This window comes from Mesobacillus foraminis (genome assembly GCF_004340465.1).
Classification (GTDB): Bacteria; Bacillota; Bacilli; order Bacillales; family Cytobacillaceae; genus Mesobacillus_B; species Mesobacillus_B foraminis.
Window position 1 is genome coordinate 187,727 of record NZ_SLVV01000005.1, and the last position, 20,079, is coordinate 207,805.

Below are 20,079 nucleotides of genomic sequence, written 5' to 3' on the forward strand. Positions count from 1 at the left end.
AGGGCTTTTCAGCCCCACTGTTTATATAGTTAAATCAGCATCGGCAACCTGAATAATTACACCAGTTTCCATGTCATAAGCCTGAACATCTTCGCTGATAATTTCCCCTATTTCTAATTCTCTCTCTGAACCGTCCGGCATTATTAGTTTTAATGAGGCTTGGATATATGATTGAAATTGATTCCTAAATTCTTGAGTGTTCATTTCCTCCGGGACAAAAGCAGCTAGATCAACAACCAATTTACCGTTCATAAGTTTCATCATTATGTAAAACCCCTCTCCCCATTTTGGGATCTTATTTGAGCGCTCCTGACCTATCCATACCTACAAACAGCCCGACAATAAAGGTGATTACTGAAAAGAGAAACCAGATCATTTTTATATCTCCTTGGTTAGATTGAAATCAAAATCTACATTAAACGCAAATGACTCATCAACAAGGTAATCAAACAGGGTAATTGACTGAAGCATATTAGAAATGGTATTTAGGTACTGGGTTGGGTTTGTAATACGTTTTTGTACCCTCCCTAAATTGATAACTCGCTTATTAATTTCATAGAATTCATTTTGTTTGATTGTACTAGGTACCAACCAAACTAAATTATCTTCGCAAATGTACAAGATATTGTTACCAATTCCATAACCTATGACAATTTGTTGCTCACCATCTAGATCAATTTTTAATCTTACATCCTTCACCTTTCACCCTCCCTTCTGTTAACTCGTAACGTTACTAATAACTTCTTGAGTTAATACTAACACCATGAGTTATTATCGTCAAGCGTTATTAATAATGTTATAATAAATTTATTAATAAGTTTTTTGGGAGTGAGTTTTATTGATCCGATTTAAGCTAAAGGAAAGACTAGAACAAGAAAATAAGACAATGTACTGGTTATCAAAGGAGTCTGGTATAAGGCCAAACACGATAAGTCAATGGGTTAATAATGAGGAGTTAGAGATTGATAAAAAAATCAAGTCAATCAATGTTGATACTCTAGATAGTATTTGTGAAACCTTAAATTGTGATATTTCTGACATAATTGAACATGTTAAAAAAGATGCTGCTGAATGATTTCGGCAGTTTTTTTATTACGTATCAAATACAGAATCGAATAATTCACGCATGTAATAAGCCTTAAATTTACGCTTCATAACGCCATTAAAGAAGCCTATAGGGTTAAGAATACTTTTACCTTTCATCTTGCTTATAAGTACTTTTAACGAATTAATGGACAGTTCTGAGAGGTTGCTAGAAGGTATAGCGAACTGTTTAGAGTGAATGTAAGTTACTTTCCATAATTCCTCGATTTGATTAGGTTGAAAAAAGTATGTAGCAAAATTAGCAAACTCTTTATTAACCCAATCTGGAATAATTACAGGCTTGCCCTCTGTACGTATTTCTTTATCATGAATACTAGATTTAGAAAGATTAATAGATTTATTAGCTACGTCAATTTTCTCATTGGTTGGTATGACAGGCTGATAAGGCAAGAAAACATAGACATTGTGTGATTGTTTACCATTTGCCTTGTAAGTATTGATTACTTCAACTAAACCTAAGTCTTTAACTTTAGTTAACATGCGCTCAAACGTCCTTCTGGAGATGCCTATACCATCAAATTCATGTGTAGCTGCAACGATTGTTTGAATCTTGGCGTAGCAGATCCCAGGTATCTTACAAGCAAATCGAATTAGCCTTTTAAGGGCAATTATTTCTGATTTGGTTAGCAATTTATTCTGATGAATATCAATCCACCATTGTTCCATATTTGAATTAAAATTCTTAAGTGATTCGAATTTAGATTGTTGTTTAAATTGCTCAACTTTACCTGATTCCATAAAAAATAGCCCCCTGAAAGATGAGGACATTTACCGTTTTTGGGTATACTTAATAAACCATTTGTGTTGAAATTTTTTTACAAATGGAATATACTTTATTTATCGAATAGACGGTATGTCCTTTATTGGATGTACATTGTGAGATCAGTGCAGCGAACACTGGTCTTTTTTTTGTATACAATTCCGTTTACTTGTGTACATTTACAGTTCAAAAGCCCTTCTGAGCCTTTTATAATTCACTTTCGAGTTGTTCATAACGTTCTGATTGTTTCAAATCCTATTTAGCCAAATTCATTAATGGGCTCGAAGCCATTGCTTTATTTATAAGTTCTAAGTCTTCTAGCGACTGTAAATAGGTCTGGGTTGTTTGTAACTCGGAATGTCCGAGAAGTTTAGATAAGGTATAAATATCTATTCCGTTTAAGATACATTGAACTGAAAAGAAGTGGCGAAATGTATGAGGTGATACTCTTTTATCTTCAATTCCAGCCCTTCTACCTGCCTCTTTGATTACATTATCTAGACCAACATGTGAGAGCTCACTACCCTTATAAGACAAGAAATAGCAATCTGTACTAACTGTTTTCCCTTTGAAATATTCCTTCTTAATTCGTTCATACTTAATAAGAATCTTCTTGAGTGCTGGACTAATGAAAATATACCTTTCCTTATTACCTTTCCCATTGACAAGAATGGTTGTTTCCTTAACATTAACGGTTCTTAAACCTCGAATTTCCATTGCACGGAGTCCACAGTCACTGAGCATAGCTATAATCGCTTTATTTCTCGCCTCAAAATAATTCTTATAAGTAAACGAATTTATCATTTTGTCGACTTCCTGTATTGTAAATCCCTTTAAGATCTTTTTTGGCAGCTTAGGAGTTTCCACTTTTTTTGCTATGTTCTCTTTTATATACTCCTCCTTCTCACACCATGAAAAAAATGCCTTTATCATTTTAAACATTGATACAATCGATTGTGGTTTTAATCCACTACTTTGTTTGGTTCTCACATACGCCTTAAGATCATGGATTGTGATATTTTCTAGTTCGGTAATTGCTCGTTTCTCTTCTAAGAAAGACTTTAGCTGTTTTAGTTCCTGACGTTTGTTTATCATTGTCTTTTTGGTAAATCCTTTAGCTAGACAATGGTAGATATATTCTTGCATGACATCGTCTAAAAACAATAAAAAACCCACCTTCCCTGCTGAATTTATCAACAGAAAAAGTGGGTTTTTAAAGGTAAGAAGAAAAATTAAGCATTTCTGAGTAAAATAACGATGACAGATTCACCAATTTTAACGAAAATAAGGAAAATTTCATCGGTAAAATTACTTTAAAACAGTTGTCAAACCCTTGATACTACTGGGTTTTATTTACCTTGCTGTTTATTCATAGCTGCCATCATTTGATTGATTTTCTTCTGGGATGGCTTCATACCCATCTGCATCATCATCATTTTTAGCATTTGTTCGTTAATCGGCGGATTTTTCTGCAAGTAGCTCATCATATATTTGCGAGCAATGAAAAATCCTAGCGCTACACCGGCCAAAAGTGCCAGTATACCAACTAGAATATACATCCACATAACCAATTTCCTCCTTCATGTTGTCTAACATACAGTGTACTAAACCATTCGCTATTATACAATATTTGCGGGAGTTTTTCCTCTGTTTTAGACAAATTTTCTTTCCTTTATAGGCTTCAGCCAGCCGCAGCGTTCAGCGCTTACATCCATAGCCAGGAAAGAGGTTTCACATTTCCGGAGTACCTCAAAGAAGACGGTCTCAGCATCATGGTTCCCTTGAGATTCCACCAAAAGCCACCGATCATGAACTTTCAATGTTGCTGTACTTTTAGAATGAGGCATAACATAATAATATATTCCCTGTTCAGCACGGAACCCTTTCAGCTTAGACATCTGTTGATGAAGAAACTGATGGATCCTGAGGACAGGAATCGGTTTTGTAATATAATCAATTTGCCTGGAGATAATCGACTTGATTTCCCCCATAGAGTGACTGTGTTCCCGAAAAAGCTGGTAAAACATTCTTTCCCTTCCAAAATAGTGGCTGGCAAATTCTTCTTCAATCAAAAAAAGTTGATAGGATCTCATTCGATCCCCTCCTCTTTAGACAAGCTTTTTATTATTATAAAAAAATTTTGTTCGGTCCGTTGTCTAAAGCTGCAGAATTTATACACTATTTTTGTCGAATAGTCAATCTCTTTCTTTTATTATAATATTCCGAACATTTATTGTCACGAAAAAAGATTGGAAAGATAAAAAAGTCAACAAAATTTTAACATGTCAGGAGTTAATTCAGGGAATAGTAACCTTATTCGATTAAGAGAAAGGATATGATTGTATGGCCACAGTATTGTATATAACAGCTAACCCAAAGGAAATTCAGGAATCCTTCGGCCTGTCTGTGGGCGAAGAATTCATCAATGCTTACAGAGAAGAACATCCAAATGATGAGGTAGTTCGCCTTGACCTCTATAAAATGACCGTTCCCCACATTGATACTGATGTTTTTAATGGCTGGGGGAAATTGCAGCAAGGGAAGGCGTTTGACGAGTTAAATGAGGAAGAAAAAACGAAGGTCAGCTTGATCAGCCAGTTAACGGATCAGTTTGTAGCAGCGGACAAGTATGTTTTCGTTACTCCTATGTGGAATCTAAGCGCACCTCCAATGCTTAAGGCCTATATCGACAACATTGCCATTGCTGGAAAGACTTTCAAATACACTGCCGAAGGCCCAGTAGGTCTGCTGACAGATAAAAAAGCTCTGCATATTCAAGCTAGAGGCGGATTTTATTCAGAGGGTCCTGCAGCGGAATTAGAATTTGGGGACCGTTATCTTAGGGCAATCCTTAGCTTTATGGGTGTCCCTTCCATCGAGACCATTGCTGTTGAAGGAATGGCTGCTACACCGGATAAAGCAGGTGAAATCAAACAAAACGCAATCGAAAAAGCCAAACAACAGGCAAAGGAATTCTAAACAGAATTTGACAGCTAGCGGCACCATTCTCCTTTGAAAAAGGATGCTGGCCAAATACACCCTATGGGCTTTATTAATACAAAAGCAGTCTTAAATGCATTTTAATGGCATTTAGACTGCTTTTTATTTGGTCTTCTTAATTCACCATGCCAGCAAACGGGATTTCCCTCCTGTAATCATAAGCAAATACTTCCGCCTGTGTGCTCTCCTCCTGGCGCACACCTTCAGAAGCACTGTCAGGCTGATATGAAACTTGGTCCAGCGGTATATCCCTTCGGTACTCAAACATCGTTCCACCTCCTCTTTATACTTAGTATGGGAAGCAGAAGCAAAATAATTACAGCAAGACAAAAAAAAGGAACGAAGCAAGAGCTTCGTTCCTTTTTATCTATTTAGTTTTGCAATAAAGCCTTGACGCGAGATACAACATTCTCTACAGAGAAGCCATATTCAGCCAGGATTTTCTCAGCCGGTGCAGATGCCCCGAATTGGTCAATGGCAAGTACTTCGCCTTCATCACCAACATAGCGGTGCCAGCCAAGAGAAGAACCCATTTCAATGCCTAGACGCTTTTTGACGGATTTAGGAATGACTGATTCCTTATATTCCTTGGATTGTGCTTCAAAGCGATCCCATGAAGGCATGCTGACAACAGATACCTGAACGCCTTCAGATGCAAGTGCTTCCTGTGCTTTGACAGCTAGCCCTACTTCAGAACCTGAAGCTAGCAGCAAGGCATCTGGTGTTTCGCTTCCCGCAGGGGAAACCACATATGCTCCGCGAGAAACACCATCGTAAGCATTTTTATCAGTGTCCTTGATCGTTGGCAGATTTTGGCGAGTTAAAACAAGAGCGGTTGGCTTGTCTTTAGACTCAACTGCCAATCTCCATGCAGCAGATGTTTCATTACCATCTGCAGGACGGATAATGGATAGGTTAGGCATTGCGCGAAGGGCGGCAAGCTGCTCAACTGGTTCATGAGTCGGGCCGTCCTCCCCAACAGCAATGCTGTCATGTGTAAATACATATGTTACCGGAAGCCCCATTAGAGCTGCAAGGCGGATCGCCGGACGAAGGTAATCCGAGAAAACAAAGAACGTACCGCCGAAAACCTTAAGGCCTCCGTGAAGCGCCATACCGTTCATTGCCGCACCCATTGCGAATTCACGGACACCAAACCAGATATTGCGTCCTTCATAAGAGTTCGGGAAGAAATCTCCAGTGCCTTTGATCATGGTTTTATTGGATCCCGCAAGGTCTGCAGAACCGCCAATGAAATATGGAAGGCTTTGGGCAACTGCGTTAAGTGCTTCCCCAGAAGAAGCCCTGCTCGCAAGACTCTTGCCTTCTTCATAAACAGGAAGGTTTTCTTCCCAACCTTGAGGAAGTTCACCCTTAATTGCTGACTCTAGCTGGGATGCCAGTTCTGGATAAGCTTTTTTATAGTTATCAAAAAGGTCGTTCCATTCTTTTTCGGTGCTTTGGCCTTTTTCCACGATTTGCTTCTGGAAGTTTTCATAAACCTCTTCCGGTACATGGAAATCTTGATCAAAGGTCCACTTGTAGGCTTCTTTTGTAAGCTTCATTTCAGCTTCGCCCAGTGGAGCCCCGTGAACGGAAGATTTGCCTGCCATGTTTGGAGAACCATAGCCAATGATTGTTTTTACCTCAATCATAGTAGGGCGGTCAAGATCGGTTTTCGCTTCTTCAATTGCCTTGGAGATTTCTTCAAGGTTGTTTCCGTCTTCAACACGGACGTATTGCCAGCCATAAGCTTTAAAACGGCCTTCGACACTCTCTGAGAATGATTTGTTAAGCTCACCATCCAAAGAGATATCATTTGAATCATAGAGTACAACCAGTCGACCTAGCTTTAGATGGGCTGCAAGGGAAGCTGCTTCCGCTGATACACCCTCCATCAGGTCTCCATCTCCACATATGCTGTATGTAAAATGGTTAACAATTTCATAATCGTCTTTGTTGTAAACGGCTGCTAAATGACGTTCTGCCATTGCCATTCCTACTGCCATAGCAACACCCTGTCCAAGAGGACCCGTGGTTGCTTCTACACCAACAGTATGGCCGTACTCTGGATGTCCAGGTGTTTTGCTTCCCCACTGTCTGAATTGTTTGATCTCATCCAGATCGAGTCCATATCCAGAAAGATGAAGGAGACTGTATAATAACATAGAGCCATGACCTGCTGATAGAACAAAACGGTCACGGTTGAACCATTCAGGATTCTTTGGGTTGTGGTTCATAAAGCGCGTCCAAAGCGTATATGCCATTGGAGCAGCACCCATTGGCATTCCAGGGTGTCCAGAGTTTGCTTTTTCAATCGCATCTATTGATAGAGTACGAATCGAATCAATTGAGAGAGCATCAATTTTGTCGAGCATGAAATACATCCTTTCTATTTGAGACTTACTTCACCCATAATATCATTTTTATCCAACAAATTGCATCGATTAAGGACAAAAAAATGCAAAACCTTCAATTTATTTTGACACAAACTTACACACTCTATGTATCGGGAAAATGTAAGCGTAGACAAATGGGAACAAGGACTGAAATTTATCAGTCCTTCTCAAATTCAATACAAATATGATCAGTGCAGTTTGTTATTTTTTCTCATTGCCTTAATCTTTCTTGGTGTCACATCATTCCCGGCGGGATCCATGATGGTAACGCCTTTCAAAGTATTAAGCATGGATGAACGAAAAGTTTGAAGATACTCAGCCCTTAGAGCAGATTGCTCTTTAGCTTCCTCTTCAGTCAGTTTAGAGGTTTTCGCCTTATTGGCTAACTCGTTGATTCTCGCAATTTTATCTTTAGAAAGCATATTTGAACGCTCCTTTATTAGATGTTCGGATAGAAGCCATATTACTAAATATCTACTATATTTACAAGGGAAGGGCCTCTACCAAAACACAGTAATTAAAAGGAAGGAACGAACCTTATTCTTTCAGTGACTCGATGTACTCCTGGTATCTTCGATGAACCGTCGCTTTAGATACCTGATATCCAAACCCTCTAAGAGTGGCTGCAATTTCTGCAAATGTTAAACCATTTCCGCGAAGCCTGACAATTTCCATAATCGGTGCTTCCTTCCGCTCTCTTCCAGAATGGTCTCCATGATTTTTCAGGTTTTTTTCCGGACGGTAGCCTTGTTCAATTGCCCGGTGCATGCCGCGTTTAATTTTGATATTGTGGATCTTTCTCTGGTATTCTTCCACCATTGAGACAATTTGCAGCACCATTGAATCCGATTCAGAAAGCTGGAGCTCTCCATGATGGGAAATGCTGTACAGTTTTACATCTTCCTTGACAATGCAGTGCAGGAGGGCAATTTTGGCGTTTCCCCGGCCAAGTCTTGTTTCATCCTGAATGAGAACAGCCTTAATGTCTTTCTCTTTGATTGTAGAAAGCAGGTCCAATATTCCTTCCCTTTCCAAATCGTAGCCGCTTGCCTGTTCCTTAATGATTTTTTCTATCTCGAAGCCTTTAAGCGCTGCCAGCGCAGACAGTTCTTCTTCCTGCCGGGCCAGCGAAGTTTCCTGAGTCTCTTTTGTGGTGCTTACTCGGCAATAGATGATTGCTTTCATAATTTCTCCTTACTATGACTAACTATTATTCATACAGATCCAGCCCAGCGAGTTCCGTGGAACCATCCTCGGTTTGAACAATCGGCACGACGAGCTCGTCACCGGCATAAATTCTCCCATCCGATATCCGGTTCTCCTTTTCAATCCAGGCCACAAATTCATTAACCGGCTGATTATGGGTGTCTGCCAGTTCTTCTGCAAGGACCCACAGCGAGTCCCCTTCTTTTACAGTTACTGTTATGTATTCTTTTTCAACGGATTTAAGCTGTCCAGCAAAGAGAATTGAAAAAATAAATGTTACCGCAATTAGTATAAGAGCATAAGAATAATTGTTCCAGATTTTTTTCATTCAAACGCACCCCTTAGAATGTATGTTCGCTTTTATGATTTTTATTATAAATCGAACATTTGTTTTGTGTCAACAAATATTCGAACTTATGTTTGTACCATGCGAACATACGTGTTATAATATCAGTAAGATTCTAAGATGAGGTGCGTGAATATGGCAAAATTATCGAAAAGGCAGCAAGACATCCTTGAATTTATAAAACACGAAGTCAAGAAAAAAGGGTATCCGCCTTCCGTGCGCGAAATTGGGGAAGCGGTTGGCCTGGCTTCGAGCTCCACGGTACATGGCCACCTTGCCCGGCTTGAAAGCAAAGGACTGATCAGGCGTGATCCGACGAAACCGCGGGCAATTGAAATTCTTGAATTAGAAGCAGAAACACATATACCCAAATATAACGTTGTGAATGTCCCTGTTGTCGGTAAGGTAACGGCCGGACAGCCTATTACTGCCATTGAAAACGTAGAAGAGTACTTCCCGCTGCCGGACAGGCTCGTTCCTTCTGACGAGCAGGTATTTATGCTTGAGGTTATGGGAGACAGTATGATTGAAGCTGGCATCCTTGATGGCGATTATGTGATCGTGAAACAGCAGCAGACTGCCAATAACGGTGAAATTGTAGTAGCCATGACGGAAGAGGACGAAGCAACAGTTAAAAGATTCTTTAAAGAGAAGGATTTCATCAGGCTGCAGCCGGAGAATCCAACCATGGATCCTATTATTCTACGAAACGTATCCATCCTTGGAAAAGTCATTGGAGTATACCGCCATATGCATTAAGGACTAGAAAAGCAAGCGTCTTGGCGCTTGCTTTTCTAATTTCACTATTTTTATGATAGTTTAGTACTATTTACAATATATTGAAAATTCGGTAAAATAGCACATTTTCATTCCTTTCCTTTCCTATTATAATAGAATTACACCATGATCTACCTAAGGTCGCTTTACAAAAATTTTCGACTTTAGGAGTGTGAGGAAAAATGTTAAAGGACATTCTTTTCGCTATCATTATTGGTGGGTTCGTCGGGTTGGCAGCACATGTACGAAAACGGGGAAAGATTATAAAACCCCGAAAGACAAAAAAATTTATTTACCTGGGCTTCCTTGAAGAGGTTATCACAGGTTCTATCGCTTCCCTGCTTCTGGTTGTTACTTCAGGGACAGATTCTACTCTAAGGGTGATTTTTGTCTCCATCATTGCCGGATTTGGAGGTGACGCCTTGCTGAGAGGTGTTGAATTTATCCGTGAAGAACAGAAAAATTCTTGCCAGGACCCTCTTCCCGAAGAAAAAACGAATAAAAGTACACAGCCTTAATCTAAACAGAAGATTGCTTCCATCATTTCAAACAGCTTCTCAATGCTTGATTTTTCTTTGCCTCTACCTTACGCACCCTCTCCCTTATTATGATCCCAGCTATCGCCCATTCTTTATTCCCGTTAAGAATTGACCGAAAGGCAATTAAAAATCAAGGAAGATTTTGCAGGAAATTCCCGGGAATCCGCACCAAAACAAAAAACCTCGATATCCGTATCGAGGTTTTCTTTATGACTATAGGGTATCCCAGCTATATAGATGAGCTGCGAAAATAAAAGACTTTTAATCTTTTAAATGACCAGGAACTTGCCTATTCAATGGCAAGGCATCAGGAAAGCTTTGCTAGTATTTCCCGAATAAAAGCAGGCTCATCCACAGGAGTCCGTGATGTAACGATATTATCGCCTACAACTACTTCTTCGTCTTTGTAGATTGCCCCTGCTAATTTTACATCGTCCCGGATTCCGATATAGCTTGTCGCTTCCTTCCCTTTTAATACATCCGCACTAATCATCACTTGCGGCCCGTGGCATATACCCGAAATGAGTTTGCCTTGATCATTTAATTCTTTTACAAAACGGACAACGTCCTCATTTACACGCAATGCTTCTGGAGCTCCACCGCCTGGAATGACAACTCCGTCGAACTCCGAAGCATTGGCTTCCGATGCACCTATATCAGCAGTATAGGAGACAGTTCCCTGTTTTCCAGGACAGTCAATTCCTTTTTCCAAACCGACAATCACTGCCTCATGCCCGGCTTCTTTAATGGCTTCATAAGGATTTACCATTTCGGAATCCTCAAATCCCCCTGCCAGCAAAAACGCTACCTTTGCCAAAACAATCCCCTCCAAATAAAAAAAAGATTTTCGTACCAGATAAAGTATGTAATTCTTTTCTCAGAAAGTCACAGACCAGGTCCCCTTTTGTTAAGAACGGCCAAAAATCCAGTATGACTTTCTAATTGTACGTACATCCAGATTAAAAGAATGCAGCCTTAACTGTCAAGAATTTAAGTTTCACATAAATTCCCCTATATATAACCCTTAGTTTTAGAACAATTGTATCTTGTACGTACATATGCATGATCACACGATTATAAATACAATTATGCTATTGAAAAGATAGAAATAAAAAGACCCTTAACACCTGAAAGTGTCAAGGGTCCTACTAATTAATACATGCTCATGTATTGTTCTCTTTCCCATGGATGTACTTGTGTACGGAACATATCCCACTCAATTTCTTTTGCTTCAACAAAGTGCTCCAGAATATGCTCACCAAGTGCAGCGGAAATAACTTCGTTTGCTTTTAATTGGTCAAGGGCAGATGCAAGAGTTGCAGGCAGATCAGTGATTCCTGCTTCTTCGCGCTCTTCTTTGTCCATGACATAGATGTTTCTGTCGATTGGCGCTGGAGGTGTAAGCTTGTTCTTGATTCCATCAAGTCCTGCTTGCAGAAGCACAGCCATTGCCAGGTATGGGTTGGCAGCAGGGTCTACACTGCGGACTTCTACACGTGTGCTCAATCCGCGGGATGCAGGAATACGGATCAATGGTGAACGGTTTCTAGCAGACCAAGCAACATAACAAGGTGCTTCATACCCAGGTACAAGACGCTTGTAGGAGTTTACTGTCGGGTTTGTAACTGCTGTGAATGCAGAAGCATTTTTAATGATTCCGGCGATGAACTGATAAGCTGTTTCGCTTAATTCCAATTCGCCATTGGAAGTATCATAGAATGCATTTTCAGAGTTCTTGAATAATGAAAGGTTGCAGTGCATACCAGAACCGTTAACTCCGAACAATGGTTTTGGCATGAATGTAGCATGAAGACCATGCTTGCGTGCAATGGTTTTAACAACCAGCTTGAAGGTTTGGATCTGGTCGCAAGCTGTTAAGGCATCTGCATATTTAAAATCAATTTCATGCTGGCCCGGTGCCACTTCATGGTGGGACGCTTCAATCTCAAAGCCCATTTCTTCAAGTTCAAGAACGATATCACGACGGCAGTTTTCGCCAAGGTCTGTTGGAGCCAGGTCAAAATATCCGCCATTGTCATTCAGCTCAAGAGTTGGTTCGCCTTTTTGATCCAGCTTGAACAGGAAGAATTCTGGTTCAGGACCAACATTGAAGTTTGTAAAGCCCATGTCTTCCATCTCTTTAAGGATGCGGCGAAGGTTTGAGCGTGGATCTCCAAGGAATGGAGTGCCATCTGGATTGGAGATATCGCAGATCAGGCGTGCCACTTTCCCTTTTTCAGCTGTCCACGGGAAGACCACCCATGTATTTAAATCGGGAATTAGGTACATATCAGATTCCTCGATACGAACAAAACCTTCGATGGAAGAACCGTCGAACATCATTTTGTTGTCTAACGCTTTTTCTAGCTGGCTGATTGGAATTTCAACGTTTTTGATTGTTCCAAGAATATCAGTGAACTGCAAACGAATGAATTTTACATTTTCTTCTTTTGATAAACGAATAATGTCTTCTCTTGTATACTTTGCCATGCTCTTCTTCCCCCTGTATTAATGAGTATTTTTTTAATGGAATCTTGTCAGATCCCCCTGCTGGGAATTTCTGTTGAACCGTCCCGCACGGAGCAGCTCTTTTCGGAGCAGCTTGCGCAATTCTGCATCTGACAGCTCATTTTGCATTTTTTCCGCCTGCTTTTTCTCATCCGCGGTCATGGCCGCCTGTTGTTTCTTCACGTTATAGATTTGTTTAATGCCCGCGAGATTGACGCCTTGATCAATCATGTCTTTAATTTCAAGTAGTTTGTCAATGTCATTTAAGGAAAAGAGACGTTTTTTGCCTTCAGTTCTTGCCGGAGAAATCAAGCCATGCTCTTCATAATAACGGATTTGCCTGGCGGACAGATCTGTCAGCTGCATTACAATCCCGATTGAAAAAAGCGGCATGTTCCGACGTATTTCACTTCCGGCCATTGAGTTCTCCTCCTCTCCCCTGTTGATAATTTTATTATATGTAATGTTATCTTACATGTCAATTAAATGTTAGATTTTCTTACATAAAACTTTTTTAAAATTTGCACAGGCTATTTTTTGGTATCCTTATAGGTTGATTGCCTAATTTAGCTCAATTAAACCTTTCTGAATTAAATGATCAATTGCGATGCATACAGCCATTTTCACATGGGAATATGTCAGCCCACCCTGGACATAGGCTACATACGGAGGCCTTGTCGGCCCATCAGCGGTAAGCTCCATACTTGCCCCCTGAATAAAAGTGCCCGCTGCCATGATGACATCATCTTCGTAGCCTGGCATATAGCTGGGATAAGGAGTGACATGTGAGTTGATCGGCGATGCAAATTGGATCGCCTGGCAGAATGCTACCATCTTCTCCCGGTCATCAAATTGAACAGACTGTATAAGATCTGTCCTGTCCGCATCCCATTTAGGCTGCGAATTCATTCCCAGCCGTTCGAGCATGGCCGCCGTAAACACAGCACCTTTCAAAGCCTGTCCCACTATATGAGGGGCCATGAAGAAACCTTGATACATTTCTTGAAGCGAATAGAGGGAGGCACCTGCTTCGGCACCAATTCCCGGTGATGTCATCCGATAGGAACAGGCTTCAACCAGGTCTTCCCTGCCAACGATATATCCTCCAGTTTTCGCTATTCCGCCGCCGGGGTTCTTGATCAGGGAACCAGCCATCAGGTCAGCGCCTGCATGGCACGGCTCCTGCTCTTCTACAAACTCTCCATAGCAATTGTCCACAAAGACAACAACATCAGGCTTTATCTCCTTCACAAAAGCGACCATTTCCTTGATTTCCGAGACGGTAAAGGATGGCCTTGTAGCATAGCCTTTTGATCGCTGAATCCCGATCATTTTTGTATTTGGCTTAATTGCGTTTCTAACAGCTTCCCAGTCAATATGGCCTTCTGCTGTTAAGGAAACGGATTGATAGCTAATCCCGAATTCCTTAAGGGATCCATTGCCTGTCCCCCTGATTCCCACAATTTCCTCAAGGGTATCATAGGGCTTACCAGTCATATATAAAAGTTCATCTCCGGGCCTCAGGACTCCAAAGAGGGCAATAGAAATCGCATGGGTCCCTGAAATAATTTGCGGTCTCACTAATCCGGCTTCTCCCCCAAATACATCCGCGTAGATTTTTTCGAGGGTATCCCTTCCAGCATCATCGTACCCATATCCTGTTGTCGGTATAAAGTGCGAATCACTTACCCGGTGCTTTTGAAAGCTCTTCAGAACTCTGAATTGATTCACATCAATGCGCTGATCGATCATTTTATGTATACCGGCGATTTGTTCCTCTGCCACTTTTACCAGAGGTTCCAATTTCTCGCCGGACTGTAATTGCGTAAACATGCTGATTGCTCCATTCTAAATTCTGTATTTCTTAAGTTGCCCAGAGACCTGGTGATCGTTTAATGCGTATCCCCTGCATATATATCCCTGCTTTTCTTCATCAAAGGAAAGCTCCCTCAGGATCGTTTCATTTTTCAGCTGGGAAAGCAGTTTTCCTTCACCCGATGGAACCAGAACATGGAAAGGCTCCATCATTTCAATGATGGACTGTTCCATCTTGAGCTTCAGGACAGCCCTGTCCTCTTCTTCAAAGGCACTGATAAAAGCTGTTTCGGTTTTTGCTGTCGGGACAAAGTCCGGGTGGGCGGCATCCCGTTTATTATAGACGGTGATCTGGGGTATTTGCTCAACACCCATGTCCTCCAGCAATTTGTTGACCGTCTTTTCATGGGAGAAATAGTCCTGATTGGACATATCCACCACATGCAGGATTAAATCCGCTTCCTTCACTTCCTCTAGTGTCGAACGGAAAGCGGCAATCAGGGCGGTCGGCAAGTCCTGGATAAATCCGACTGTATCGGTCAAAAGCACTGTAAATCCGCTTGGCAGGATGACTTTTCTGGTCATCGGATCAAGGGTCGCAAACAATTGATTTTCTTCATAAGAATCGGCTTCAGTCAGTCTGTTAAAAATAGTCGACTTTCCCGCATTCGTATAGCCGACCAGCGCAATCTGGTAAGCCTTGTTTTTTTTGCGGCGTTCACGGTAGCGGTCCCTGTGCTGGACAATAACGTCCAGCTGTCCCTTAATGTCATCAATGCGGCGGCGAATATGGCGGCGGTCCGATTCCAGCTTCGTTTCTCCCGGCCCTCTTGTTCCAATTCCGGCACCAAGACGTGACAAAGCCGTCCCCTGCCCCATAAGGCGAGGGAGCAAATATTGGAGCTGGGCCAGCTCAACCTGCAGCTTCCCTTCCTTAGATCTTGCTCTGCGGGCAAAGATATCTAAGATCAATTGAGTCCTGTCTATTACCCTCACATCCAGGTCCCTGGAGAGATTTCTGATCTGGCTTGGGGATAGCTCATCGTTAAAAATCACAATGTCGGCTTCCATTTCGTCGACAAGCGCTTTTAGCTCCTCCACTTTCCCTTTTCCGATATAGGTGGAAGGGTGGATTCTGTCCCTTTTTTGAACAACAGAAATCAATACTTCGCCCTGGGCTGTTTCAGTCAGCGAAGCCAATTCTTCCATTGAATACTGGAATCGCAAATCATCATATAAGATGGTTTGACACCCTACGAGAATAGCTTTTTCAGAAACTGTTTTCTGTTCCAAGCAAATGCCTCCCTTCTGATGGTTCTCACCCCATCATACCAAATAATATCCATGAACCAAAATAATATCAGGTTCCAATTCTAAATAAGGATTCCTTCAGCACGTTAACCAAATCTATACTAATTTCCCCTTCTGCCCGAATAAAAAACATGAATCCACTTTCAGAATTCATGCTTTGTTTTATCTTTATTGTTTTCAACTTTATCTGTCATTCAGGAATCTATTTTACCTGCTCATTCAGCATCAGGTCGTTGCTTCGAAGGGTCATGAGCTCATGCCTGTCAAACTGGTTTTGCATCAGCAGCCTCATCGCTTGTGCACGGATTGATTTTTCAATGATATTCCGGACATATCGTCCATTTGAAAAGCTTGTATATCCCGAGCTTGATTTAACAGCAGCCAGGTGCTCCCGAAGCTTCCTTTCTGCCTCATGGCTAAGATGATACTCTTTTTCATCCAGCATCCGCTTTCCAATATCCATCAGCTGATCTATTGAGTAGTCGGGAAAATCCACCACAAGAGGGAATCTTGAATGAAGGCCGGGGTTTAAAGAAAGGAAATACTCCATTTCACGGGAATATCCTGCCAGGATGAGAATGAACTCATGCTGCTTATCCTCCATATGCTTAACGAGGGTATCAATTGCCTCTTTCCCGAAATCCTTTTCCCCGCCTCTTCCTAATGAATACGCCTCGTCAATAAATAGGATGCCCCCCATAGCCTTCTTAATCAGGTCCCGGGTCTTCTGGGCGGTATGACCAATATACTCTCCGACTAAATCGGCTCTTTCCGCTTCAATAAGATGGCCTTTAGATAGAACATTCATTCTTTGAAATAATTTGCCGATCAGTCTTGCAACCGTGGTCTTTCCTGTCCCGGGATTCCCTTTGAACATCATGTGCAAAGCTTGGCGGCCTGCTTTCAGGCCCATTTCTTCCCGCTTTTTATTGACATATATCCAGGCATATATTTCTTTTATCATTCGTTTCATTTCTTCCATGCCGACAAGTGTTCCCAGTTCCTCTTCAATGTCCTTTAAAGCTGCATGCTCTGCGGGGACCGTTTTGATGCCCATCGGCAAGTCGGGCAGTTCCTTCGTTTCTGCTTTCCGCTTCTGCGCATTTAGCACAATGCTGATCTGCCCATTATTTTTCATCCTGATTGGCTGGTCCAAGACTTCTCACCTCTATTCTCGAAAACAGTATACGCGAAGAAGCTATTATAGTGATAAATGCCTATTCTTTTAAACCTTCAGTGGTCTTTCTGCTTCGGCAGCCTTATACAGCTTGCCGTAAATAACTTCTTTAACTATATGTATTCCATCAGCGTGAAATTCATTAAAAGGATTTTAGCTTTGAGACGAATGAGGGCATACAAAAAGCCCGCTTTTAAAGCGGACTTCTCATAACATATATATTATTGTTGAGGGTCAAGGTCAATTTGGACATTCTTTTGAGGAGCGAAAGTAGAAATAGCATGTTTATAGACAAGCTGCTGCTTTCCTTCCGATTCAAAAAGCACGGTAAAATTATCAAAGCCCTTGATTTGGCCGCGGAGCTGGAAGCCATTTAATAAAAAGACAGTCACATTGGTACCATCTTTACGCAGCTGATTTAAATATTGATCTTGAATGTTAATTTGTTTCATTGCAAGTCCTCCTTTTTATCTCTAAGTATTACTATTCGCCTTTATGTTGAGCTTTCCTTCAATAAAACTGGAAATTTCAGCGAATTTTTTTTCATAAACTTTCTTTTCCGGCATCATTTCAAACCATTCCACATTCATTTTGTTCCTAAACCAGGTCAGCTGCCTTTTCGCATAACGCCTGGAATTCTGTTTCAGGTTCTCTACTGCTACATCTAGATCCACCTTGCCGTCAAGATAATCATACAGCTCTTTATAGCCGATAGCTTGGATGGATTGGCAGTTTCTGATCCCTTTTTGGTGCAATGACGCCACTTCCTCCAGCAATCCCTGTTCCATCATAAGATCGACACGATGATTGATCCGATCATATAAAAGGGCCCTTTCCATTGTCAAACCAATGATGCATGTATCATATAATAGCTCAGGCACCTGTTCCAGCTGGTATTCTGTCATGGTTTTCCCGGTGCAGTGGTAGACTTCAAGCGCCCTAATCACACGCCGGACGTTATTGGGATGAATCCTTTCAGCACTTTCAGGGTCAACCTTCCTAAGCTGGGCATGGAGTTTTTCACTTCCACCCTCTGCAGCTGTTTCTTCCAGCGCTTTCCGAAATTCACTGTCAGAAGCCGCCTCAGTAAATTGATAGTCATAGATAACAGATTGAATGTACAATCCCGTGCCGCCCACAATCATAGGCAATTTTCCCCGCTTGGAGATTTCCGTGATTTTCATCCGGACCAGCTCCTGGAATTCAGCGGCAGAAAAAGGCTCCTCTGGAAATTTAATATCAATTAAATGATGAGGAATTCCTTCCATTTCCTCAGGCGTCACTTTTGCCGTGCCAATATCCATTCCTTTATAGATCTGCATCGAATCTCCGCTGATAATTTCTCCATTAAACTGTTTGGCAAGCTCAATGCTTAACTTCGTCTTCCCTACCGCAGTCGGACCAATCAGCACCAGTAATTTCTCTTTTCGTTCCAAACTTTTCACACTGCCTTTATCATTGTCCGCTCAGCACCCGGCTTGTCATCAACCGGCACCGGCTGTTCCACCTTATAATCTAATTATACCTCTTGTAACGTATCATACCTTTAAAAGCAGTTGAACATCAAATTATTATTCCCTGCTTTCCCTCCGTCTATTCCTTATTCCCTAGATAAATTCCAATCTTCTGCCGGATTTTGATATAATTTTCCACCGTTTTTACAATTGGGTAACGATTCGATAACAAACGACATTTTACCCCCTTAAACGTGTTAATTTTTATAGAAGTATATGTAGTCATTACTTATTTTAGGAGAATTGGGTGAATACGATGTTATCACAAACTGAAATTGGAATCGATTTAGGTACTGCTAATACATTAGTCTACAGTAAGAATAAAGGAATTGCTTTGAATGAGCCATCTGTCGTGGCCATTGACACCGAAACAAAAAATGTCGTGGCTGTAGGAACAGATGCAAAAGAAATGATCGGAAAAACTCCCGAGAAAATTATCGCGATTCGGCCTTTGAAGGATGGCGTGATTGCCGACTTCGATATTACAACAGATATGCTAAAGCAAGTCATGAAGAAGGCAGCCAAAAAAGGCGGCTTTTCCATTCGCAAGCCAAATGTAGTGGTTTGCACGCCCTCTGGCGCAACGAGTGCAGAACGCCGTGCCATCCATGAAGCAGTAAGGAATGCCGGAGCCAAAAAGGTCCATATCATCGAGGAGCCTGTCGCTGCGGCCATCGGTGCCGGTATGCCGGTCGATGAGCCTGTCGCAAACGTCGTCGTCGACATCGGCGGAGGTACAACAGAAGTTGCGATCATTTCCTATGGAGGAGTTGTCGCCTGCCATTCCATCCGCATCGGCGGTGACCGACTTGATGAACATATCATTCAATATGTCCGGAAAGCCTATAATGTCCTGATCGGTGAACGCACTGCGGAAAAGATCAAGATGGAGATTGGCTATGCTTTGATTGATCATGAAAAAATGGAAATGGAAGTTCGCGGACGAGACCTGGTTACAGGGCTGCCAAGCACAATCACCCTTAATTCATACGAAGTCAGAGATTGCATGAAAGAATCATTGCTTCAAATCTTGGAAACAATCAGAAAGACTCTGGAAGACTGCCCGGCAGAACTGAGCGGCGATATTGTTGACCGCGGCGTCATCCTTTCCGGCGGCGGAGCATTACTGAACGGAATGCAGGATTGGCTAAGCAATGTAATCGTGGTACCAGTCCACCTCGCACCAAACCCGCTGGAATCAGTGGCAATCGGGACTGGACAGGCCTTAAAATATATCCATAAACTCCAGCCAGTCGCAAAATAAGCTATTACTGAGAACGCACCTGCATGCTCTGCAAGGTGCGTTTTTTATCCTCTTAAAAAGGGGATAAGTGACATAAAGCATGCTGTTAAAGGAGGGGAATTATGTCTGCAAATAAAGAGCGGCCAGTCCATACCGTTCCAAATAAAAATGGAGGCTGGGACAACAAGCAAGGCGGAGAAACCATTAGCCATCACAGTATTAAAGATGAGGCGGTTGAGAGAGGCAGACAGGAGGCAATAAAGGACCATACAGAGCACCGGATTCATAATAAAAACGGACAGATAAAACAGGCTAACAGTTATGGGAACGATCCACATCCCCCGAAAGGATAACATTTTAAAGAGTGCGATATGGAATGT

At 41.7% G+C, this 20,079-nt stretch carries 25 protein-coding genes; 6 read left to right on the top strand and 19 right to left on the bottom strand.

Annotated elements, in window-relative coordinates; genetic code table 11:
- Positions 1–21: 21 nt before the first annotated feature.
- Together EV146_RS09780 and EV146_RS09785 are read right to left on the bottom strand one after the other, a co-directional pair.
- The gene (locus EV146_RS09780) at positions 22–264 is read right to left on the bottom strand and encodes a hypothetical protein (protein ID WP_132005326.1); all 243 of its coding nucleotides are present in this window, start codon (positions 262–264) and stop codon (positions 22–24) included.
- Between the two features lie 114 nt (positions 265–378).
- Complete coding sequence (locus tag EV146_RS09785) at positions 379–699, bottom strand: hypothetical protein (RefSeq protein WP_132005329.1); 321 nt, start codon at positions 697–699, stop codon at positions 379–381.
- A gap of 139 nt (positions 700–838) precedes the next feature.
- Between EV146_RS09785 and EV146_RS09790 the strand changes: the two genes are divergently transcribed.
- A complete protein-coding gene (locus EV146_RS09790; protein ID WP_132005332.1) occupies positions 839–1,075 on the top strand; it encodes a helix-turn-helix domain-containing protein in 237 nt (78 codons plus the stop codon).
- 17 nt (positions 1,076–1,092) lie between these two features.
- On the opposite strand, the gene EV146_RS09795 is transcribed toward EV146_RS09790, so the two are convergent.
- The 4 genes from EV146_RS09795 to sirA all read right to left on the bottom strand — a co-directional run bounded on the left by EV146_RS09795 (position 1,093) and on the right by sirA (position 3,957).
- Positions 1,093–1,842, bottom strand: a complete 750-nt coding sequence (locus tag EV146_RS09795; RefSeq protein ID WP_132005335.1) for a hypothetical protein — start codon at positions 1,840–1,842, stop codon at positions 1,093–1,095.
- 277 nt (positions 1,843–2,119) lie between these two features.
- Positions 2,120–3,028, bottom strand: coding sequence for a tyrosine-type recombinase/integrase (locus EV146_RS09800; RefSeq protein WP_132005338.1), 909 nt, complete (start codon positions 3,026–3,028; stop codon positions 2,120–2,122).
- A 185-nt stretch (positions 3,029–3,213) separates the two neighbouring features.
- Complete coding sequence (locus tag EV146_RS09805) at positions 3,214–3,429, bottom strand: YneF family protein (protein ID WP_371862494.1); 216 nt, start codon at positions 3,427–3,429, stop codon at positions 3,214–3,216.
- Between the two features lie 87 nt (positions 3,430–3,516).
- A complete protein-coding gene (gene sirA / locus EV146_RS09810; protein ID WP_121609163.1) occupies positions 3,517–3,957 on the bottom strand; it encodes a sporulation inhibitor of replication protein SirA in 441 nt (146 codons plus the stop codon).
- Positions 3,958–4,207: 250 nt separating this feature from the next.
- Here sirA and EV146_RS09815 point away from each other — a divergent pair, with 250 nt between their 5' ends.
- Positions 4,208–4,843: an FMN-dependent NADH-azoreductase gene (locus EV146_RS09815; protein WP_132005341.1), complete on the top strand. Its 636-nt coding sequence runs from the start codon at positions 4,208–4,210 to the stop codon at positions 4,841–4,843.
- A 136-nt stretch (positions 4,844–4,979) separates the two neighbouring features.
- On the opposite strand, the gene EV146_RS26975 is transcribed toward EV146_RS09815, so the two are convergent.
- From EV146_RS26975 to yneA, 5 genes are all read right to left on the bottom strand, one after another.
- Positions 4,980–5,132, bottom strand: a complete 153-nt coding sequence (locus EV146_RS26975) for a hypothetical protein (RefSeq protein ID WP_158287069.1) — start codon at positions 5,130–5,132, stop codon at positions 4,980–4,982.
- Between the two features lie 103 nt (positions 5,133–5,235).
- A complete protein-coding gene (gene tkt / locus EV146_RS09820; RefSeq protein WP_132005344.1) occupies positions 5,236–7,242 on the bottom strand; it encodes a transketolase in 2,007 nt (668 codons plus the stop codon).
- A 209-nt stretch (positions 7,243–7,451) separates the two neighbouring features.
- Positions 7,452–7,685 carry a DUF896 domain-containing protein gene (locus tag EV146_RS09825; protein ID WP_132005347.1) on the bottom strand — a complete coding sequence of 78 codons (234 nt, stop codon included), beginning with the start codon at positions 7,683–7,685 and terminating at the stop codon, positions 7,452–7,454.
- 115 nt (positions 7,686–7,800) lie between these two features.
- Positions 7,801–8,448 carry a YneB family resolvase-like protein gene (locus EV146_RS09830; protein ID WP_132005350.1) on the bottom strand — a complete coding sequence of 216 codons (648 nt, stop codon included), beginning with the start codon at positions 8,446–8,448 and terminating at the stop codon, positions 7,801–7,803.
- A gap of 25 nt (positions 8,449–8,473) precedes the next feature.
- Positions 8,474–8,797, bottom strand: coding sequence for a cell division suppressor protein YneA (yneA, locus tag EV146_RS09835; protein WP_132005353.1), 324 nt, complete (start codon positions 8,795–8,797; stop codon positions 8,474–8,476).
- A 153-nt stretch (positions 8,798–8,950) separates the two neighbouring features.
- Here yneA and lexA point away from each other — a divergent pair, with 153 nt between their 5' ends.
- Together lexA and EV146_RS09845 are read left to right on the top strand one after the other, a co-directional pair.
- Positions 8,951–9,574 (top strand): transcriptional repressor LexA, encoded by a 624-nt coding sequence (lexA, locus tag EV146_RS09840; RefSeq protein WP_121609169.1) that lies wholly within the window; start codon positions 8,951–8,953, stop codon positions 9,572–9,574.
- A 200-nt stretch (positions 9,575–9,774) separates the two neighbouring features.
- Positions 9,775–10,110, top strand: coding sequence for a DUF4257 domain-containing protein (locus EV146_RS09845; RefSeq protein WP_121609170.1), 336 nt, complete (start codon positions 9,775–9,777; stop codon positions 10,108–10,110).
- Positions 10,111–10,438: 328 nt separating this feature from the next.
- Here the strand turns inward: EV146_RS09845 and EV146_RS09850 are convergent, their stop codons facing one another.
- The 8 genes from EV146_RS09850 to miaA all read right to left on the bottom strand — a co-directional run bounded on the left by EV146_RS09850 (position 10,439) and on the right by miaA (position 18,378).
- Positions 10,439–10,948 (bottom strand): type 1 glutamine amidotransferase domain-containing protein, encoded by a 510-nt coding sequence (locus tag EV146_RS09850; protein WP_132005356.1) that lies wholly within the window; start codon positions 10,946–10,948, stop codon positions 10,439–10,441.
- A 335-nt stretch (positions 10,949–11,283) separates the two neighbouring features.
- Positions 11,284–12,621 (bottom strand): type I glutamate--ammonia ligase, encoded by a 1,338-nt coding sequence (gene glnA, locus EV146_RS09855; protein ID WP_132005359.1) that lies wholly within the window; start codon positions 12,619–12,621, stop codon positions 11,284–11,286.
- Positions 12,622–12,654: 33 nt separating this feature from the next.
- On the bottom strand, positions 12,655–13,059 hold the full coding sequence (locus EV146_RS09860) for a MerR family transcriptional regulator (protein WP_121609173.1): 405 nt from the start codon (positions 13,057–13,059) through the stop codon (positions 12,655–12,657).
- Positions 13,060–13,200: 141 nt separating this feature from the next.
- Positions 13,201–14,472, bottom strand: a complete 1,272-nt coding sequence (locus EV146_RS09865) for a methionine gamma-lyase family protein (RefSeq protein ID WP_132005362.1) — start codon at positions 14,470–14,472, stop codon at positions 13,201–13,203.
- Between the two features lie 15 nt (positions 14,473–14,487).
- Positions 14,488–15,747: a GTPase HflX gene (gene hflX / locus EV146_RS09870; protein WP_132005365.1), complete on the bottom strand. Its 1,260-nt coding sequence runs from the start codon at positions 15,745–15,747 to the stop codon at positions 14,488–14,490.
- Positions 15,748–15,967: 220 nt separating this feature from the next.
- Positions 15,968–16,921, bottom strand: coding sequence for a stage V sporulation protein K (gene spoVK / locus EV146_RS09875; protein WP_132005368.1), 954 nt, complete (start codon positions 16,919–16,921; stop codon positions 15,968–15,970).
- A gap of 242 nt (positions 16,922–17,163) precedes the next feature.
- Positions 17,164–17,394, bottom strand: a complete 231-nt coding sequence (gene hfq / locus EV146_RS09880; protein ID WP_121609177.1) for an RNA chaperone Hfq — start codon at positions 17,392–17,394, stop codon at positions 17,164–17,166.
- Between the two features lie 21 nt (positions 17,395–17,415).
- A complete protein-coding gene (gene miaA / locus EV146_RS09885) occupies positions 17,416–18,378 on the bottom strand; it encodes a tRNA (adenosine(37)-N6)-dimethylallyltransferase MiaA (RefSeq protein WP_132005371.1) in 963 nt (320 codons plus the stop codon).
- Between the two features lie 334 nt (positions 18,379–18,712).
- On the opposite strand from miaA, the gene mreBH reads away from it, so the two are divergent.
- Together mreBH and EV146_RS09895 are read left to right on the top strand one after the other, a co-directional pair.
- Positions 18,713–19,720 carry a rod-share determining protein MreBH gene (gene mreBH, locus EV146_RS09890; protein WP_121613718.1) on the top strand — a complete coding sequence of 336 codons (1,008 nt, stop codon included), beginning with the start codon at positions 18,713–18,715 and terminating at the stop codon, positions 19,718–19,720.
- Between the two features lie 101 nt (positions 19,721–19,821).
- Positions 19,822–20,052: a DUF2188 domain-containing protein gene (locus tag EV146_RS09895; protein WP_132005375.1), complete on the top strand. Its 231-nt coding sequence runs from the start codon at positions 19,822–19,824 to the stop codon at positions 20,050–20,052.
- Positions 20,053–20,079: the final 27 nt, after the last annotated feature.

Excerpts from the sequence above, each read along its gene's own strand:
- EV146_RS09780 (WP_132005326.1), bottom strand. The coding sequence starts at position 264 with ATGATGAAACTTATGAACGGTAAATTGGTTGTTGATCTAGCTGCTTTT.
- EV146_RS09795 (WP_132005335.1), bottom strand. The coding sequence starts at position 1,842 with ATGGAATCAGGTAAAGTTGAGCAATTTAAACAACAATCTAAATTCGAA.
- EV146_RS09805 (WP_371862494.1), bottom strand. The coding sequence starts at position 3,429 with ATGTGGATGTATATTCTAGTTGGTATACTGGCACTTTTGGCCGGTGTA.
- sirA (WP_121609163.1), bottom strand. The coding sequence starts at position 3,957 with ATGAGATCCTATCAACTTTTTTTGATTGAAGAAGAATTTGCCAGCCAC.
- EV146_RS09815 (WP_132005341.1), top strand. The coding sequence starts at position 4,208 with ATGGCCACAGTATTGTATATAACAGCTAACCCAAAGGAAATTCAGGAA.
- EV146_RS26975 (WP_158287069.1), bottom strand. The coding sequence starts at position 5,132 with ATGTTTGAGTACCGAAGGGATATACCGCTGGACCAAGTTTCATATCAG.
- tkt (WP_132005344.1), bottom strand. The coding sequence starts at position 7,242 with ATGCTCGACAAAATTGATGCTCTCTCAATTGATTCGATTCGTACTCTA.
- EV146_RS09825 (WP_132005347.1), bottom strand. The coding sequence starts at position 7,685 with ATGCTTTCTAAAGATAAAATTGCGAGAATCAACGAGTTAGCCAATAAG.
- EV146_RS09830 (WP_132005350.1), bottom strand. The coding sequence starts at position 8,448 with ATGAAAGCAATCATCTATTGCCGAGTAAGCACCACAAAAGAGACTCAG.
- yneA (WP_132005353.1), bottom strand. The coding sequence starts at position 8,797 with ATGAAAAAAATCTGGAACAATTATTCTTATGCTCTTATACTAATTGCG.
- lexA (WP_121609169.1), top strand. The coding sequence starts at position 8,951 with ATGGCAAAATTATCGAAAAGGCAGCAAGACATCCTTGAATTTATAAAA.
- EV146_RS09845 (WP_121609170.1), top strand. The coding sequence starts at position 9,775 with ATGTTAAAGGACATTCTTTTCGCTATCATTATTGGTGGGTTCGTCGGG.
- glnA (WP_132005359.1), bottom strand. The coding sequence starts at position 12,621 with ATGGCAAAGTATACAAGAGAAGACATTATTCGTTTATCAAAAGAAGAA.
- EV146_RS09860 (WP_121609173.1), bottom strand. The coding sequence starts at position 13,059 with ATGGCCGGAAGTGAAATACGTCGGAACATGCCGCTTTTTTCAATCGGG.
- EV146_RS09865 (WP_132005362.1), bottom strand. The coding sequence starts at position 14,472 with ATGTTTACGCAATTACAGTCCGGCGAGAAATTGGAACCTCTGGTAAAA.
- hfq (WP_121609177.1), bottom strand. The coding sequence starts at position 17,394 with ATGAAACAAATTAACATTCAAGATCAATATTTAAATCAGCTGCGTAAA.
- mreBH (WP_121613718.1), top strand. The coding sequence starts at position 18,713 with ATGTTATCACAAACTGAAATTGGAATCGATTTAGGTACTGCTAATACA.
- EV146_RS09895 (WP_132005375.1), top strand. The coding sequence starts at position 19,822 with ATGTCTGCAAATAAAGAGCGGCCAGTCCATACCGTTCCAAATAAAAAT.